At 55.1% G+C, this 16,296-nt stretch carries 13 protein-coding genes; 7 read left to right on the forward strand and 6 right to left on the reverse strand.

The features are described 5' to 3' along the window. Positions 1-97: 97 nt before the first annotated feature. Positions 98-964, forward strand: a complete 867-nt coding sequence (locus tag QT231_RS11510) for a LysR family transcriptional regulator ArgP (RefSeq protein WP_308337000.1) — start codon at positions 98-100, stop codon at positions 962-964. 197 nt (positions 965-1,161) lie between these two features. Then, a complete protein-coding gene (locus tag QT231_RS11515) occupies positions 1,162-2,967 on the forward strand; it encodes a diguanylate cyclase (RefSeq protein ID WP_308337001.1) in 1,806 nt (601 codons plus the stop codon). A gap of 24 nt (positions 2,968-2,991) precedes the next feature. Here QT231_RS11515 and QT231_RS11520 read toward each other — a convergent pair whose 3' ends face one another. Both QT231_RS11520 and QT231_RS11525 read right to left on the reverse strand, forming a co-directional pair. Continuing rightward, entirely contained in the window at positions 2,992-3,549 is a 558-nt protein-coding gene (locus QT231_RS11520) for a cytochrome b (RefSeq protein WP_308337002.1), read from the reverse strand. Between the two features lie 102 nt (positions 3,550-3,651). Further along, on the reverse strand, positions 3,652-4,524 hold the full coding sequence (locus tag QT231_RS11525; protein ID WP_308337004.1) for a LysR substrate-binding domain-containing protein: 873 nt from the start codon (positions 4,522-4,524) through the stop codon (positions 3,652-3,654). Between the two features lie 129 nt (positions 4,525-4,653). Here QT231_RS11525 and QT231_RS11530 point away from each other — a divergent pair, with 129 nt between their 5' ends. Beyond that, positions 4,654-5,532 (forward strand): DMT family transporter, encoded by an 879-nt coding sequence (locus QT231_RS11530; protein ID WP_308337005.1) that lies wholly within the window; start codon positions 4,654-4,656, stop codon positions 5,530-5,532. A gap of 159 nt (positions 5,533-5,691) precedes the next feature. Here QT231_RS11530 and QT231_RS11535 read toward each other — a convergent pair whose 3' ends face one another. Continuing rightward, a complete protein-coding gene (locus QT231_RS11535; RefSeq protein ID WP_308337006.1) occupies positions 5,692-7,137 on the reverse strand; it encodes a hypothetical protein in 1,446 nt (481 codons plus the stop codon). A gap of 324 nt (positions 7,138-7,461) precedes the next feature. Between QT231_RS11535 and QT231_RS11540 the strand changes: the two genes are divergently transcribed. From QT231_RS11540 to QT231_RS11550, 3 genes are all read left to right on the forward strand, one after another. Continuing rightward, positions 7,462-7,842, forward strand: a complete 381-nt coding sequence (locus tag QT231_RS11540; protein WP_308337007.1) for a septal ring lytic transglycosylase RlpA family protein — start codon at positions 7,462-7,464, stop codon at positions 7,840-7,842. Positions 7,843-8,069: 227 nt separating this feature from the next. Then, positions 8,070-9,068 carry an NADP-dependent oxidoreductase gene (locus QT231_RS11545; protein WP_308337008.1) on the forward strand — a complete coding sequence of 333 codons (999 nt, stop codon included), beginning with the start codon at positions 8,070-8,072 and terminating at the stop codon, positions 9,066-9,068. Positions 9,069-9,258: 190 nt separating this feature from the next. Continuing rightward, complete coding sequence (locus QT231_RS11550; RefSeq protein WP_308337009.1) at positions 9,259-11,802, forward strand: glucose/quinate/shikimate family membrane-bound PQQ-dependent dehydrogenase; 2,544 nt, start codon at positions 9,259-9,261, stop codon at positions 11,800-11,802. A gap of 122 nt (positions 11,803-11,924) precedes the next feature. On the opposite strand, the gene QT231_RS11555 is transcribed toward QT231_RS11550, so the two are convergent. Beyond that, positions 11,925-13,985 (reverse strand): TonB-dependent receptor, encoded by a 2,061-nt coding sequence (locus QT231_RS11555; RefSeq protein ID WP_308337010.1) that lies wholly within the window; start codon positions 13,983-13,985, stop codon positions 11,925-11,927. A gap of 153 nt (positions 13,986-14,138) precedes the next feature. Here QT231_RS11555 and QT231_RS11560 point away from each other — a divergent pair, with 153 nt between their 5' ends. After that, positions 14,139-14,312: a YqaE/Pmp3 family membrane protein gene (locus tag QT231_RS11560; protein ID WP_009722289.1), complete on the forward strand. Its 174-nt coding sequence runs from the start codon at positions 14,139-14,141 to the stop codon at positions 14,310-14,312. Positions 14,313-14,408: 96 nt separating this feature from the next. On the opposite strand, the gene QT231_RS11565 is transcribed toward QT231_RS11560, so the two are convergent. Next, positions 14,409-14,888, reverse strand: coding sequence for a nucleoside deaminase (locus tag QT231_RS11565; RefSeq protein WP_308337011.1), 480 nt, complete (start codon positions 14,886-14,888; stop codon positions 14,409-14,411). Positions 14,889-14,959: 71 nt separating this feature from the next. Further along, positions 14,960-16,222 carry a dicarboxylate/amino acid:cation symporter gene (locus QT231_RS11570; protein WP_308337012.1) on the reverse strand — a complete coding sequence of 421 codons (1,263 nt, stop codon included), beginning with the start codon at positions 16,220-16,222 and terminating at the stop codon, positions 14,960-14,962. Between the last annotated feature and the right edge of the window lie 74 nt (positions 16,223-16,296).

The following is a 16,296-nucleotide window of genomic DNA, read 5'->3' on the forward strand; positions in this document are numbered from 1 at the left end:
GAGATTCAATCCTATTTAAGTTTAAATAGAGAGTAATACTGGGGTTAATCGTCCTTTTTTTGCTGTATGTCACTTATTCTGTTCTGGGAACACCACCATGCTGGATTACAAACTGCTTCACGCCTTGGCGACCGTAGTGGAGTGCGGTGGTTTCGAGCGCGCTGGTGATGTATTGGGACTCTCTCAATCAGCCGTCTCCCAACGCATTAAAGCGCTGGAAGTTCGCCTTGGCCAGCCGGTGCTGGTGCGCCACCCTCATCTTGCTCCCACCCCAGCTGGCCAACGGCTTTTGACTCACTATCAGCAGGTACAGCTTTTAGAGCGTGACCTGCGGGGCTCTCTGCCCACGCTGGATGACCAGGCTCCTCGACTGCGGATCGCCATCAATGCAGATAGCCTGGTCACCTGGTGGGCGGAGGCCGTCGCACATATCTGCCAGCAGGAGGGAGTACTGCTGGATCTGGTGATCGAAGACCAGGATGTCGGCCTTAAGCGCTTGCGCGATGGCGATGTAGCCGCCTGCCTGTGCGCAACACCGCAGCCAATTGCCGGCGCACGCTGTGTGGCGCTGGGCGAAATGCACTACCATCCGCTCGCCTCACCCGAGTATGTGGCGCGGCACTTCCCGGCTGGGCCCAGCGATGAGGCTTTTAAAAAGGCACCCGCCATTGTCTTCGGCCCTCATGATCAATTACAGCACCAGTTCCTTGCCCAGTGCGGCTACCATGGCCGCTTTCCTTACCACCTTTGCCCCTCTTCAGAGGGGTTTGTGCGCTTAGCCGTGGCCGGGATCGGCTACGGCATGATGCCCCAGCTCCAGGTCGGTGAATTAATGGCAAGCGGCCAATTGACCAGTATTGCTCCCGGCCACTCTTTAGCGGTGCCTCTTTATTGGCATTTTTGGCGTCATAGCGGACAACTCATTCAACGACTTACCCAACATTTGAGTTTTGTTACTCATTAAGTATGAGGGTTTTAAACGCTTCCATTTACCAAAGCCGACTACACTCAAAGAGCTTATCGTGGATCGAATAAAAAGTTAGCTACTCGTGTTTTTTCATTGGGTTGTGCATTAGATCGGCGACGAGCTGCCCCTCCGGCTGTGGGTAAGGGAACCCAGGGAACAGAGAGCGGGGTAAAAACTAAAAAAGCGATACCCTAATGCATGCAATACGTTTGAAAGCGGGTGTTTACACCGGCTTATTGCTGCTGCTTGCGGTTTTTTCTGTGCCGTGGGCCCAGGCAAATACTCTTTTATCCGCATCGCCAAGCCAAGAGAGCTATTCACTTGCCCCTCATAATGAGTTCTGGCAAGCCAATGAAGCGTCTTTAACGATTAACGATTTACTCGCCCAACAGCGATCTTTTCAGCCGACCCAAGACGCTCAAGATTTAAATTTCGGCTATACCCGAGGCGATGTGTGGCTGCGCGCCCAGGTTCACAACGATTCGCCGGATCCCCAGCGTTGGGTGGTGGAGTTTGAGTATCCGTTCCTGGATTACGTTACCCTTTACACCTTTCGCCAACAGCTTAGCGAGGTGCAACGCAGCGGTAGCGCGGTTCCCGTTGAACAGCGCGCGCTCGCCCACCGCCAGGCGGTTTTTCCCCTTGAGTTGGCCGCCTTTGAGACCGTCACTCTGTATACCCATGTGGCCGCCTCAGGCAGCAAGATGCTTAGCTATAATTTGTTAGCCCCAGAGACATTTTATGCCCAAAACGATCGCCATAACTTTTGGCTGGCCACTTACTTCGGCATGCTGCTGGCGATGGGTTTATACAACTTACTGCTATTTTTTGGCTTCAAAGAGCGCGTATTTCTTCACTACTCGCTATTTGTCGCTGGCTTTGGGGTTGCCATCCTGGCGTTTAACGGCATTGGCACACTGATATTCTGGAGTTTTCTAGGTGAAAACACCTCACGCTTGGTGGCACTCGGTTTCACCTTTGCCTCCGCCATGGCCACGCTGTTTGCGCAGAGCTTCCTTAACACGGAAACATACTGCCCACGCTGGCATCAGGTACTAAACACCTTTCGCAGCTACTGCTGGCTGGCCGTTATCGCTTCGCTGTTGCTGCCGATACCTCTAGCGCTGCACATCATGGATGTAACAGGGTTCATGGCGGCTTTACTGCTGCTGATATGCGGCAGCTACTGCAGCTTACGACGCATACCCAGCGCTCGACTGTTTGTATTTGCGTGGTCGCTCTTCCTGTTAGGGGCTGGTGTCTTTGCGCTGCGCAACCTGGGCATACTGCCGGCTAATTTTATTACCCTACACGGCATTCAAATTGGTTCGGCGCTAGAAATGTTACTGCTCTCATTTGCGCTGGCAGCGCGCTTTAACAAACTCAAACGGCAAAAAGAGCGGGCTCAGGCTGCCATGCTAACCGCGCTTAAAAAACAAGAAACCGTGCTGGAACAAAAGGTCGCCGCCCGCACCAGCGCGCTAGAGCAATTAGCCAACTGCGATATGCTCACGGGTTTATTAAATCGCCACGGGCTGGCGCGCTGTGCCGAAGAGGTTCTGAAGCGTAATCGTCAATATAACCAGCGCCTGGCGTTACTGATGCTCGATCTTGACCGCTTCAAACCTATTAACGACTACTACGGCCATGAGGCGGGGGACTTTGTATTACAACAAATAGCTAAGCGCATCGCCCACCTGGCACGTACTGGCGATCACTGCGCCCGCTTTGGCGGTGATGAGTTCATTATTATCATGGAAAACATTGAACCCGACGATACGCTTGAAAATATTCAGGCGCGTATCGGAGAAGCCATTCGCTCCCCAATCAAACTCCCCTGTGGCGAGCAAGTCAGTATTGGTGTGAGCATCGGGGTAAGCACTTGCCAGGGAACCGACGACGCCACGCTTGAGAGCCTGCTGCGTGAAGCCGATAGCCATATGTACGCTGTCAAATCGCGCCAAGCAGTAGAGTGTTACCGCTACGGCTCGGCGGGTTAGCTTTTGGTCAAAAAAACCGCACCATTAATCAAACAGGCTCATCCGCTTCATAACGTTATCGCGCTTGATTTTCCAATGGAATATAGCGCCCGCGATGTGAAGCACCAGCAAACCTAAAATGGCCCATCCCAAACGTTCATGCCACATAAACAGCTGTTCAGATAGTTGCTCGCGTTCGCCAATCAAACCGGGTAAATGCCAGTGGAAAAACTCCACAGGAAAACCGCCGCTTGCGGTTGCCGCCCAACCCAATAAAGGCATAACAATCAATGCTATGTAAAGCAAGTGATGGACGCTGGTACTCACCACCCGTTCGAAGGCATTTAGGGGCGGCTCATGGTCAGGCACCACAAACGCAAGGCGGGTAATAATACGTAACGTCATTAGCAGTAGTATCAACACCCCCAGCGTTTTATGGCTGGTATACAGCAGGTTTGTGAACATATTGCCGACTAAAGCAACGGTGCGCTCATAGCCCAAAAAGCCTAACGTTAAGCCACTTGCCAAGGAGAGCAACACCGCGCCAGCCACCAGCCAGTGCAGCACCCGATGCGGGTAGATATAGTGATCCAGTTCGTGCATGTAGTGCTCCTAAAAGCCTTCAATTGCTCTTCATTCTAGCCAGTAACGCTCCCTTGCGCTGATTAAAGCACTACACGGTCATCAACGCTAAGCAATCCTTGATTATAGTGCTTGCTCAGGCACTGCCAGCTGTTCGCGTATTAACTCGGCCAACCGGCGCCCAGGTTCAGATGGACGGTGAGGCGCCCGGTGAAGCGCCAATTCAATCATCGGCAGCGCCGGCAGCCCACTGCTCTCATCCAGCGGCCTAAGCGCCGAAGTCAACATGCTACGCGTCACCACTACGATGGCCAGCCCAGCGGTCACAATCGGCGCCAATCCCGCCATGGATTGGCTGGTGTAGGCAACCCGCCAGCTACGCCCGGCCGATTGCAATGCCTGCTCAGCCACTTCACGAAACACATCAGCCCCCGGCGAATAGAGCGCTAGTGGCAGCGGATCACTAAGCAGCGGCTGCTGATTCATCCCTACGGCCCATAGTAAAGGTTCCCGACGAATGACATCGCCCCCCGGTGAGTTGCGTTGTCGGGTCACCAGGGCAAGATCCAACTCTTTAGCTTTCACCTGCTCGACGAGATGTGCGCTGGTGCCGCAGATTACCTTAAGCCCTACGGCGGGATAGAGCTGATGAAAATAGGCAAACACCGAGGGCAGCAGCGAAGCGTAATCTTCGGGGATGCCGAGGGTGAGATCTCCGGTGACCTGGCGCGCCTGCATATCGCTCCACGCCTCATCATTAAGCGCTAATAGCCGCCGGGCATGGCTGAGCAGGCGCTCGCCTTCTGAAGTAAAGCGTATTCGCCGCCCTTCCCGCTCGTGCAGCGTGAGCGATAGCTGCGCCTCTAACCGCTGCAGTTGCATGCTCACGGTGGACTGGGTGTACGCCAGCCGTTTTGCGGCGGCGGTCACACTGCCGGTGTCCGCAATGGCCACCAGAGTTCGCAGCAGCGTCAGGTCTAACGTGGGAGCGCGCATATATCAGCCTTCATTTATCACCCCTTATTTATCACCATCCTTGATGATAACGATCATAAAAGATCGATATTGTGATGTGTTGATCATGAGTATGCTGCTCAGCACATTTACTAATCAAGGAGAACGCTTATGCATCCCGTTCACTCCCCCGCGTTATTGCCACGTTGGTACAGTGTTGGTGCGGCGTTAGTGGCCGTGATGCTTTGGAGTGCGGCGCCGCTGCTGGCTGAGTTTGCCAAAGCGACACCGCCCTTACAGCTAACCGCCGTTACCCTGTTAGCAGGATCATTAGCAACGCTGCCGTTAAGCCGCCGGGTTAAGGTCGCCAACTGCGGCGCAGGCTGGCAGTTGAGTGTTTGGGTGGGTATCCCGCTGCTTATCTTTGGCGCCGTCAGTACCTATTTTATTGGCATGCGGTTAGCGCCCGCCGCCGAAGCGGCGCTGATTACCTACACTTGGCCGGTGCTGTTTGTGTTACTCAGCCAGTGGAGCCGTTTTGGCCGCCTGCAAATTGCAGGGGTTATCGGCGCGCTGATTGCATTTTCGGGTGCAGCGCTGCTGCTGGTTCCTCAAGCCATCAGCGGGAGCCTGGGCGGTGCCACCACGGGCTATGCGCTAGCGTTGTTGGCCGCCTGCTGCTGGGCGACCTATTCATGGTTAAGCCAAGCAGCGCCAGTGGCGTTAACGCCACTGCTGCCGCGACTACTGCTCATCGCCAGCGCTATTGCTGTGGCCGCTAGTCTGGTGCTGGAAGGCTCGCTCGCTTTTCCCAGCGGGGAAGCTTTGCTGGCAGGTATCGCCCTGGGGTTAGGGCCTTACGGGGTGGCCATGGTGGCTTGGGATAAAGCACTCCGCTGGGGCCACGCCAGTCTGGTGGGCAGCCTGGCCTATGGCGTGCCGATCCTAGCCGCCCTGCTGCTGGTGCTAGCAGGCATGAGCGTGCTCGACTGGCGCTTACCCGCTGCGGCCGTACTGGTGGTGGTAGGCTGCCTCAAAGCTGGCCGTTAATCCCTTACCATTTGACCTCATCACGCCTAACAATTTACGCCTCACAATTCACTCCTCACCACCGGCCAATAGCCCAACGCCCCTATCACGATAAGCGATAGGGGCGTTGGGCATCATCGATTAACGCTAATCATTAAAGCTAATCATCAAAGCTAATCATCAAAGCTCTGGGGGAATATTCGTCGGCTCCATCTCCAGGCTTAGTTCGAACAAGCCACTACCGGCAGCGCTAAAGCCTCGCGCGCTTACCGTGTAAGTGCCAGGCAACAACGGCTCCTGAAGACGCGAGTCGGTACCTCCCGCGCCGTCGTCATCGCTGAGGGCAACACCTTGACCACTAATCTCGATAAAGGTATCGAAATCGGCAGAGCGCATTTCCAACGTCACTAGCGAGCTCTCAGTCACCTCCAACTGGTACGTCAGCGGTTCACCGCTGTACCAACCGTTGAGCGATTCACCAGGGCTAAGCGTGCCTTCATTACGTAGATCCACATCGGGCATATCGCGCGGCTCCATGGAGAGCGTAAACATGCCGCTGCTCTCGCCATAGGCCGTACGTGCCGTTAACTGATATTCACCGGGGGCAAGAAAATCAGCGATACTGGCATCCAGATTACCAGCACTGTCATCGTCTTCGCGGTAGTAACCGTTAGGCCCCTCAAGCACCAGGTAGGAGTCAATGTCGCTGGAGCGCATGTCAATCTGGTACATGCCCGCTTCTTCTACCTCTACTTGGTAGCTAAGCTCCTGACCGCTAAACCAACCGTTGAGGGAGTCATCGGGAGTGAGCGCTCCATCATTGCGCAGCTCACCATTACCTGGTAACTCGTGAGGCTCTACTGAAAGCGTATAAACGCCATTGCCATCACCGTAGGCGCTGCGTGCTGTGAGCGTATATTCACCGGGCTCCAGAAAATCGGCAATACGCGCGTCTAAATCACCGGCACTATCGTCGTCTTCACGAGCGTAACCATTGGGGCCTTTAATCTCTAGGTAGGCGTCGAAGTCATCAGAACGCATTTCCAACTGGTAGAGGCCCGCCTCCTCTATGTTCAAGGTAATATCTCGGGCGTCCCCCTGCAGCCAACTATCGATGGGCTCCCCCACTGCCACTGTGTCGGCATCCGACAGCTCGACGGTTCGACTATTGACTGTAAACGGGCCATAACTGTGGGCATCGGCACCGCTAACCACCACTACATAGTCGCCGCTCTCTTCGATACGGTGGCGAACAATAGGGGCATTATCCAGCAGCTGTAGTTGATCATCATAAAGCGCCACTAAGCCCTGCAAGGCCCCATTGAGAGAAATCTCAACAATCTCCCCCTCTTCCAGCGCGATTGCATAGCGCATGAAGCGGCTACCATCGTTACCGTTTAGCTCGCTGGCCGAGGTTATTTCACCACGCAGGCGCTCATCGAGGGTGAGCTTTTCAAGGCCAACAATCGCCTCGGCAACCGACGCTTGATCAGTCACCTCAGCGCTTTCGACAGGCGCTTCATCGGCGGCCTGCCCTGGCATGGGAATAATTTGAGCGGCGAGAAAACCAACGGCGGCGCCACCAACCGCCACCAATACAAACGCAAACGAAGAAGATTTAGCCATGGGCGGTTCCTTGTTGAGTCGCAATGACAAATATTAATTAGTTAAGCATTCGTGATTATAAGACGCTTACTCCATTAAAGTGAGCGTTTAATGAAAAACGCTGCATTGCACAAAGTTATTTCTTGATTCACTTCATACCTGGGCGGATAAGTCACTGAAACCCAAGGCCACATAGGTAAAGATTAAAAAATCTTGAAATTGAACCTATTTGCATCGATCTTCTCAAAGCTTGCTGACTCGATGTATCACGGGTAGTATCGACAGGCCTATCAGGCACCTCATCATGAGTGCGGGATTCGCAACACGCAAAACCGAGGTACTCCTATGGGAGCCCAAAAACGACTGATCCGAACGATTTGTTTGGCAGCGGTAATAGCAAGTAGTGCTGCCAATAGTGCTTTTGCACACGAGACAGAAACACAGGAAGGCGTCGCTTCCTTTTACAGTGACCGCTTTCAAGGAGCGCCCACTGCCAGTGGAGAGCCCTTTGACCAGCAGGCACTGACCGCCGCCCACCCGAGCTTGCCATTTGGCACGAAGGTGTTGGTGACACGCCCGGACACGGGGCAAGCAGTAGAAGTACTGATCAATGACCGCGGCCCCTTTATTCAAGGACGCATTATTGATTTATCGAAACGCGCGGCAGCCAAGCTTGGCATGATTCGCCGCGGTACAGCTCCAGTGATGGTAACGCTGTTGGATTAACGGATAACACATCCTTGATTGTTGTGTGATACCCCTTAGCCTAATCAATGCGACAGCACACGAAGCATCATTAACACAAGATAGTAAACAGACAGGGCGACCAGCAATGGATCGCCCTGTTTTTTTATGTGACTCATTTCCCGATACATTAACGAACTTGCAAGCAGGCTAATGGTCTCTATGCTACAAGGACTTCGACACATGTTAAGTATTCGCAGGAGGCATTTATGCAGTCACAATTTTATTCGCTTACCGATTACCCCAACGGTTTACCCGACCGAGCGCTGTTCAAGCTAGAGACTCAAACGCTCCCCGATCTGGCCGAGGGGGAAGTGCGCATTCGCAACCACTGGCTTTCCGTTGACCCTTATATGCGCGGTCGCATGAGCGGTATTCGCACCTATGTGGATCCGTTTGAGCTCGGCAAGCCCATGGAAGGCGGCGCCATTGGCGAGGTTATCGAAACCAATGACTCAAGCCTAAAAGTGGGCGACAAAGTCAGCCATATGGGCGGCTGGCGGGATATCGCCCAACTGCCTACCCAGGGTGTTACGAAGCTACCCGATATCGACGTTCCCGAGCAGGCCTATCTGGGCGTATTGGGAATGCCCGGCATGACGGCCTGGACTGGCCTAAATCTGATTGCCGAATGCAAACCTGCCGACAACGTTTTAGTCAGCGCGGCGAGCGGTGCGGTTGGCTCACTTGCCGTCCAGCTGGCCAAGGCGAAGGGCTGTCATGTGGTCGGCATTGCGGGCGCTGCTCATAAGCTGGCCTGGCTTGAGTCATTGGGCGTCGAACCTGTCAGCTACCGGGAAAGAGACGCTTACGAGCTTAGCGAGGCCATTAAGCTCGCCAGCCCCAACGGCATCGACGTCTATTTCGAAAATGTCGGCGGCATTTGCCTTGAAGCGGCACTTAGCCAGCTAAATGAAGGCGCGCGGATCGCCGTGTGCGGCATGATTGATGGTTACAATGCCAAAGAGCCCACCCCCGGCCCTAGCAACCTCGCTCAACTGATCATGCGTAAAGCCAAAATGCAGGGCTTTATTGTTGCTGACCACTGGTCGAGTTACCCCTACTTCCTGAACGAAGTCGCTCCTCAGGTAGCGGAAGGTAAGCTGGACTATAAAGAGACCGTGAGAGAGGGCTTGGAAAACACGCCCGACGCCTTCCTCGCCCTATTTGATGGCGCCAACACCGGTAAAATGCTGGTCAAGTTATAAAACCCACCCCTCCCCCTGCCGCTACGTCAACTAAGTGGCGGTAGGGTAATCGCCAAAAATAATCAGCAAATCGTTAGACCAATGGCGAATTGATAATTAAAATCATTTTTCTGAAATGTGTGTTTTAACCCATCGGCGCTGTCGATGGGTTAAAGCGCGTTGTCGGTACGTTGCTACAAGGGGACACCTCATGGAAGAAAGCACGCGCGATCACGGTAAAGGGCCAGCGATTGTCGTTGGCCTGCTACTACTTATTGTCGGCTTGGCGCTCGCTTTTGGCGGCAGCAAGCTCGTCAGCGTAGGCGGCAGCGCCTACTACTTAATTGCCGGACTTAGTATTATTGCGTGCGGCGTTCTATTTGCTCTGCGCCGAGGCGCCGCACTGTGGCTTTACGCGCTGATTCTTTTCGCCACCTTAGTATGGGCACTGTGGGAGGTTGGCCTAGACTGGTGGCAGTTAGTGCCCCGCGTCGCGATTCTCTGCTTAATCGGCATTCTGCTGCTTCTGCCCTGGTGGCGTAAACCGCTGCATTCAAAAGGCGGCAGCCTGGCACTAGTGGCCAGCATTGCTGCCGCGGTTATCGTGGCCATTGCCAGTCAGTTTAACGACCCCGGCACTATCGAAGGGTCGCTGGCGAATAGCCGCACATCAGCCGATAGCGTCAACCCTGCCCAGGTGGCGGGCGATGACTGGCCCGCCTATGGCGGCACCAATGCGGGCACCCACTACTCTTCACTGGATCAAATTACCCCGGACAACATCGCCGAGCTTGAAGAGGTATGGCGGATTCAAACCGGTGACAAAGCGGGCCCCAACGCGCCCCCGGAGATCACCAATCAGAACACCCCGCTAAAAGTGAACGACAGCCTGTATATCTGTACGTCCCACAGTCGGGCGATGGCGCTATCTCCTGAAACGGGCGAAACCCTGTGGGCATTTGACCCCGAGATCAGCACCATGGGTGCCGATGACTTCTCCGGCTGGGCGCATATGACCTGCCGTGGCCTCGCCTACTACGATGCGGCCAGCTATTCAGCTACTGAACGCACGCCTAACGACGCGGCGGAGAACAGCGACGTTGCCCCGGGCAGTGCGACAGCGCTCTCTTTCGATATCTTCGATGACAGCGATATTTTCAGCCTGGATCTCTCCTTTTTGTCACTGCTGTTTGGTGTAGAAGAGGAAAACGGCAGCACGCAGCCAACGATGGTCAGTGAGACTGACGTTATGTGCCCACGCAGGCTTTACCTCCCCACTGCGGATGCACGCTTGATTGCGCTGAATGCCGACACGGGTGAGCGCTGTGCCAGCTTTGGCGATAACGGCGAGATTGATCTTACTAACAACATTGGTGAGTTTTCTCCAGGCGGCTACTACTCCACCTCGCCGCCCACGGTCACTGAGAACCTGGTTATTCTAGGCGGACACGTCACCGATAACAGCTCCACAGACGAACCTTCCGGCGTTATTCGTGCCTTTGATGTGCATACCGGCGAGCTGGTGTGGAACTGGGATAGCGGCAATCCCGACAACACCGATCCGCTGCCAGAAGACGAAACCTACACGCGCAACTCTCCCAACGTATGGGCACCGATCAGCGTTGATGAAGAGCTAGGCCTCGTTTACCTGCCCATGGGTAACGCTACGCCTGACCAGTATGGCGCCGACCGCACCGAGAACGATGAAACTTATAGCGCGGGCCTGGTAGCACTTAACGTCGATGACGGACAGGTGGCGTGGGTTTATCAGTTTGTGCACCATGACCTATGGGATATGGATACACCGGCACAACCGGTGCTCATTGATCTGGCGACTAATGAGGGCACCCAGCCCGCGGTTATTCAGCCGACCAAGCAAGGCAGCCTGTATGTATTGAACCGCGAAACCGGCGAACCGATTGTACCCATCGAAGAGGTGCCCGCACCTCAAGGCGCCGTGGAAGGCGACTGGACCGCCGAAACGCAGCCGCGCTCAGCGCTTAACCTGCTGCCACCGCCGCTCACCGAGCGCGATATGTGGGGCGCTTCACCGTTTGACCAGATGATGTGCCGCATTCAGTTCAACTCCTTGCGCTACGAAGGCCAATACACACCACCTTCGCTGGAAGGCAGCATCATTTATCCAGGTAACGTGGGGGTGATGAACTGGGGCGGCGTCGCGGTTGACCCTGAACGCCAAGCGCTCTTCACCGGGGCTAAATATCTGGCGTTCGTCTCCAAGCTGGTGCCCCGCGAAGAAGTCGAAGAGGGCCAAGGCTCTGCCAGTGAGCAAGGGCTACAAGTTAATGAAGGTGCGCCCTATGCCGTTGAGCTTGGCCCGCTGCTCTCGGTACTGGGCCTGCCCTGCCAAGCGCCCTCCTGGGGCGACGTAGCCGGTATCGATCTGCAAAGTGCCGAGGTGGTATGGAAGCACCGCAATGGCACTACACGGGACAGCATGCCGTTTGACCTGCCGATTGGTTTGAACGTCGGTGTTCCTGCGCTAGGCGGCCCGCTGACCACTGCAGGCGGGGTGTCGTTCTTGAGCGGCACGCTGGATCAGTACCTGCGCGGATACGACATCACCACCGGCGAGGAGCTGTATAAAGCTCGCCTACCGGCAGGTGGCCAAGCTACCCCGATGACCTACACTGGCCAAGATGGCCGCCAGTATGTGGTCGTCACGGCGGGCGGCCACGGCACCTTTGGTACCAAGATGGGCGATTATGTGATTGGCTACGCGCTACCGGAGTAATCGGTTAGTTTAGAGTCATCACCAACGAGAACGGGCGGCCTCATCAATGAGCGCCGCCCGTTTTTATTTATAAAGCCTTTAAAACTTCTCTTTTAGAAAAGCGCTTTTTAGAAAAACACCTTTTAAAAACGTACTTCTAAACCGCCATAAACACTGCGCCCAGGAGCAGGTTCGTAGAAACGTCCAAAGGTGCCGTTCAAGCGCACGTTGGCGTAGTGCTCTTCATCAAACAGATTGCGCACACCTACGTAAGCATTTAGCCGTGTATCGCTACCCAACTGCCAACCATCCCCTACCCGCAGGTTTACCAGCCAGTAGCTATCGACCTCTGTCTCGTTGGCGTTGTCCGCCACCAAGTCGCCCACATACTGGGTTTCCAGAGTAGCAAAACGTTCATCAAGGCCTTGCCAGGTTAGCTGGTTGACCCAGGTTTGCTCGGGCAGGCCGGGAATACGGTTACCAGCGAAGCTTTCAGTGGGGGTGGCGAACTGATCAAACTCATAACGGGCTAGCGTCAGGGCGCTATTTAGCCGCCACTGGCTGGCCACCTGCCAACCCAGCGCCAGCTCAATGCCGTCCCGGTCGGTGTCGCCCGCGTTTTGATAGAAGGTGCGGCCGCCGTCATCATAAGGCACCAGCTCATCGCGTACGCGTACTGAAAACAGCGCTAGATCGTAATCCATCGCCAGCGGCTCTACATAACCCCGCAGCCCCACCTCACGGTTCCAGGCTTTTTGCGGCGACACCGATGGGTTAAAACCGCCCCCCGCGGGGTTAGCAAACTCTGAGAACGTCGGCGTTTCAAAAGCGGTACCGGTATTGATATAAGCCTGATGCTGCGGGCGGTAACGATAGCTAAGCCCCGCCGAGCCGCTCCATTCGTTGAAGGTTTGCTCGCCGCTTTGATCGCCATCGTCCTGATAGCGGTCATCTACCTCCAGCTCTACTCGGTCAAACCGTGCACCGAGGGAGAGCGTCACTTGCTCGGTGAGCGCCAGATCACCCTGGGCAAACACTCCCGCCGAGGTCGCGGTTTGCGTCTCTTCCGCCACCTGCTCGCCGACAACGCCTTGGCCGTTTACATCGTTGCGAAAGCGCTCATCGTCCTGGCGGGCCACATCAACACCGGTGATATAGCTCAACGGCAGGCCACCCAGGCTGACTTCATGGTGATACTCGGCGCTCGCGCCCAGGTAATCGCGCTGGTAGCCGATGCGGCTATCGCCCACGTAGGGCAGTTGCTGCTCAAAATCGCGCTGCGCGACGAAGCCTTTTAAATAGAATTCGCCAGTGCCGGCGGACAAATCTTCGTACTGTAATCCGAGAAGCTGCTGATCAACGTTCTGCCCTGCGTCTAGCGCCAGCGAATTAGGTGCAGCTTGATCACGGCCACTCGCCACTTCACGCGCGTTCAGCGCGCCGGGATCTTCGGAGCGGGGATTTTCAAGCAGATTAATGATCGCGGTTAGCGCCCGGTCGCTGCCTAACTCGCGGCGCAGCTTGGCATTCAGCAGGTATTTCTCTGTGGAGCTCTGCTCCCGGTAGCCATCCACATTGAGCGCTGAGAAACTCACATGGTGCGACCAATCCCCCTGAGCGCCCCCTGTTTGCACGACCGCCTTACGGTAGCCATCGCTGCCCACTTCGGTGCGCACACTTGAGCCAGGGTTATCGCGCCCATCGGCGGTGGTGATATCAATTACCCCACCCGCTGCGTTACCGTAGAGCACCGAAGAGGGCCCACGGATCACTTCGATGCGCTCTGCGCTGTCCAGATCAATGGCATCCAGCTGCGCCTGGCCGTCCGGCAGCGTATAGGGAATACCATCCACCATCACGGTAATCCCGCGTACCCCAAACGGCGCCCTGGCGCCAAAGCCGCGTATGGAGATGCGTTGGCCTTGGGCAAAATTATCGCGATTCTGCAAGAACACCCCTGGCACGCGCACTAACGCCTCATCCAGCCGTGTCCGCTGCTGGCCCTGAGCAATCGCTTCATGGTCAAGCGTCGAAACCGCAGCGGGCGTAGCGTAAAGCTCCCGCGATAGCCGCGGCGCCGTCACTTCCAGCGTGGCCAAGCTATTGCTATCGGTGGGACTCTCTTGAGCCCAGCCTTGGCCTGCACCAAGGCAGCTTAATAAGCAAAAAGATGTGGTAGTTACTTTTAACGGCAGGTTGAACACGGAGCCTCTCCCAAACAGCGTAGAGCGAAATAAAGGGCGGAATTGAACGATTGTCGACTCGGCTAGTCGTAGGGAACTAGCCAAGGCATGGATAAATAGATTGATCGTGCCTACACTTGTACAAGTTATCCCAATGAAAGCAAAGGAGGCTTCATGGCGTTTACAGCGACTGATCCAATCAAGATGATTTTTGCCGTAATACTTCCCCCACTCGGCGTATTTTTTGAGGTCGGTTTTAAAGGGCATTTCTGGCTGAACATTATTCTAACGCTATTTGGCTTCGTACCGGGCATCATTCATGCGTTTTATGTAATATTGAAACACTAGGTTTTAATAGCCTGGTTTTAATAGCCGGTTATTGAGAGCCACGTAGAGTAAAGACGAAGCCGCCCAAGCTAATGCTTGGGCGGCTTTTTTATGTCATTAAGACAGGCGGGCATGGCGCCGCTTATGCAACGCGTGAACTCGTTCATCCAGCTCCGCTATCGGGCCTTCCACCTTGAGCCCAGGTACCACCTGCTGAATAGGCAGAGTCGCGACTGGCGATGGGGACACACCTAAATCGTCAAGCCAGCGACTCAACTGTTGAGATGAACTGGCGTAGACAATACGCCCAAGCCCTACCCAGCCATGGGCAGCGGCGCACATAGGGCAGTGCTCACCGGACGTATAAACGGTCGCCTTTACTCGCGCCTCTGGCGTCATATGCTGTGCTGCCCAGCGCGCCAGGAAGAACTCAGGGTGCTGAGTTGAGTCCCCATCGGCAATGCGGTTACGGTCTTCTGCCAAGACATCCCCTTCGGCACTTACCAGCACGCTACCGAAAGGTTCATCCCCCGCGTTAAGGGCCTCTTCGGCTAGCTCAACGGCACGGGTCAAATATCCAAGCTCTCGGTTATCCATTGTAGGTTCTCCGCTGGATTAGTGACTGTCTCAACGACTAACTCAACGACTAACTCAACGACTTGCGCTGATTAGCCTTTTACTGCTGCTGGCGTTTCGCCTTCGGGCGCTTCCTGTAACTGCTCACCTTCGCTTCGAGCAATGACTGAGGTGCCGACCAAGTCGCCTGTCACGTTTAACGCTGTACACCCCATTCCCACTAGCGCATCAATCGCGGTAAGCAGTGCGACGGTCTCAATCGGTAGGCCTACTTGGGCAAATACCGTGGCAATCATTATGATACCGGCCCCCGGCACCCCCGCCGTGCCCACCGACACTAGCGTGCCGATCAACACTATTTGCACCATGCTGATGAAATCCAGCGGTGCACCCATCACGTTGGCGGCAAATACCGCCGAGATGGCGATACGAATCGCCGCCCCATCCATATTTAAAGTAGCCCCTAACGGCAGACTGAAACCATAGATACTTTTGGCAATGCCTAAGCGGTGGGCAGCATTAACTGTCAGCGGTAACGTACCCGAGCTACTTTGGGTGGCAAACGCCGTGGCCATCGGCGTACGGGCCTCGCGGAAAAAGGTGCGTAGCTTCACGCCAAACAGTCGCATGATGCCGCAATAAATCAGTAGCTGGGTAGCCAGGGCGATATACAGTACAACCACCATATCGCCCAATGAGAGTAGCGTTTCCAAACCCTGCTGACTCACCGTCTCTGCAACAATCGCAAACACGCCGATAGGCACGTAGTGCAATACTCCCGACATCACTTTGAGCGTCACCTCGTTCATAGCTTCAATCACACCATAAAGCCGTTCCCCCATGGCATGCTGGCGCTCCGACTGGCGCATTTTTAGCAGCGCAATACCAAACACCAGCGCCGTAAAAATAATGCCAAGCATATTGAGTTCGGCAAACGCACCAATAATATTATCCGGCACTATATTCAGTAGCGTATCGACAACGCCTGGGTTTTCGGGCACCGAGAAACTGGCACTCTCATCCAGGGTCATACCGCTGCCGGGGCTAAACAGCGTGGCAACAGCTAAGCCCACCATAATCGCAAGCCCCGAAGATGCCAGGTAATAAACGAACACCTTACCGCCGACACGACCGGCACTGCCCTCGCGGGACTGGTTTACCCCGACCATCAGTGTGAATAGCACTATAGGCACGATCAGAAATGTAAGTAGTCGCAGAAGCAAATCCCCTAACGGCGCCAACCAAGCAGCCACTGCCTCACCACCGACAAGCCCGACCACAACGCCCAGCACTAGCGCGATAGTGACGCGCAAAATCAATGATGCCTGTGAATAGGCCTTCCAGATGCTTGTCATTTGAGATCCTAAAGATTTGAGGAAATTGGTAGGTCTAATAGTACCTCCCACCCTATTAGTGTGGCACAGCGATA

The organism is Halomonas sp. SpR1, from assembly GCF_031010175.1.
In the GTDB taxonomy this organism is placed as follows: domain Bacteria; phylum Pseudomonadota; class Gammaproteobacteria; order Pseudomonadales; family Halomonadaceae; genus Vreelandella.

Excerpts from the sequence above, each read along its gene's own strand:
- QT231_RS11510 (WP_308337000.1), top strand. The coding sequence starts at position 98 with ATGCTGGATTACAAACTGCTTCACGCCTTGGCGACCGTAGTGGAGTGC.
- QT231_RS11515 (WP_308337001.1), top strand. The coding sequence starts at position 1,162 with ATGCATGCAATACGTTTGAAAGCGGGTGTTTACACCGGCTTATTGCTG.
- QT231_RS11520 (WP_308337002.1), bottom strand. The coding sequence starts at position 3,549 with ATGCACGAACTGGATCACTATATCTACCCGCATCGGGTGCTGCACTGG.
- QT231_RS11525 (WP_308337004.1), bottom strand. The coding sequence starts at position 4,524 with ATGCGCGCTCCCACGTTAGACCTGACGCTGCTGCGAACTCTGGTGGCC.
- QT231_RS11530 (WP_308337005.1), top strand. The coding sequence starts at position 4,654 with ATGCATCCCGTTCACTCCCCCGCGTTATTGCCACGTTGGTACAGTGTT.
- QT231_RS11535 (WP_308337006.1), bottom strand. The coding sequence starts at position 7,137 with ATGGCTAAATCTTCTTCGTTTGCGTTTGTATTGGTGGCGGTTGGTGGC.
- QT231_RS11540 (WP_308337007.1), top strand. The coding sequence starts at position 7,462 with ATGGGAGCCCAAAAACGACTGATCCGAACGATTTGTTTGGCAGCGGTA.
- QT231_RS11545 (WP_308337008.1), top strand. The coding sequence starts at position 8,070 with ATGCAGTCACAATTTTATTCGCTTACCGATTACCCCAACGGTTTACCC.
- QT231_RS11550 (WP_308337009.1), top strand. The coding sequence starts at position 9,259 with ATGGAAGAAAGCACGCGCGATCACGGTAAAGGGCCAGCGATTGTCGTT.
- QT231_RS11560 (WP_009722289.1), top strand. The coding sequence starts at position 14,139 with ATGGCGTTTACAGCGACTGATCCAATCAAGATGATTTTTGCCGTAATA.
- QT231_RS11565 (WP_308337011.1), bottom strand. The coding sequence starts at position 14,888 with ATGGATAACCGAGAGCTTGGATATTTGACCCGTGCCGTTGAGCTAGCC.
- QT231_RS11570 (WP_308337012.1), bottom strand. The coding sequence starts at position 16,222 with ATGACAAGCATCTGGAAGGCCTATTCACAGGCATCATTGATTTTGCGC.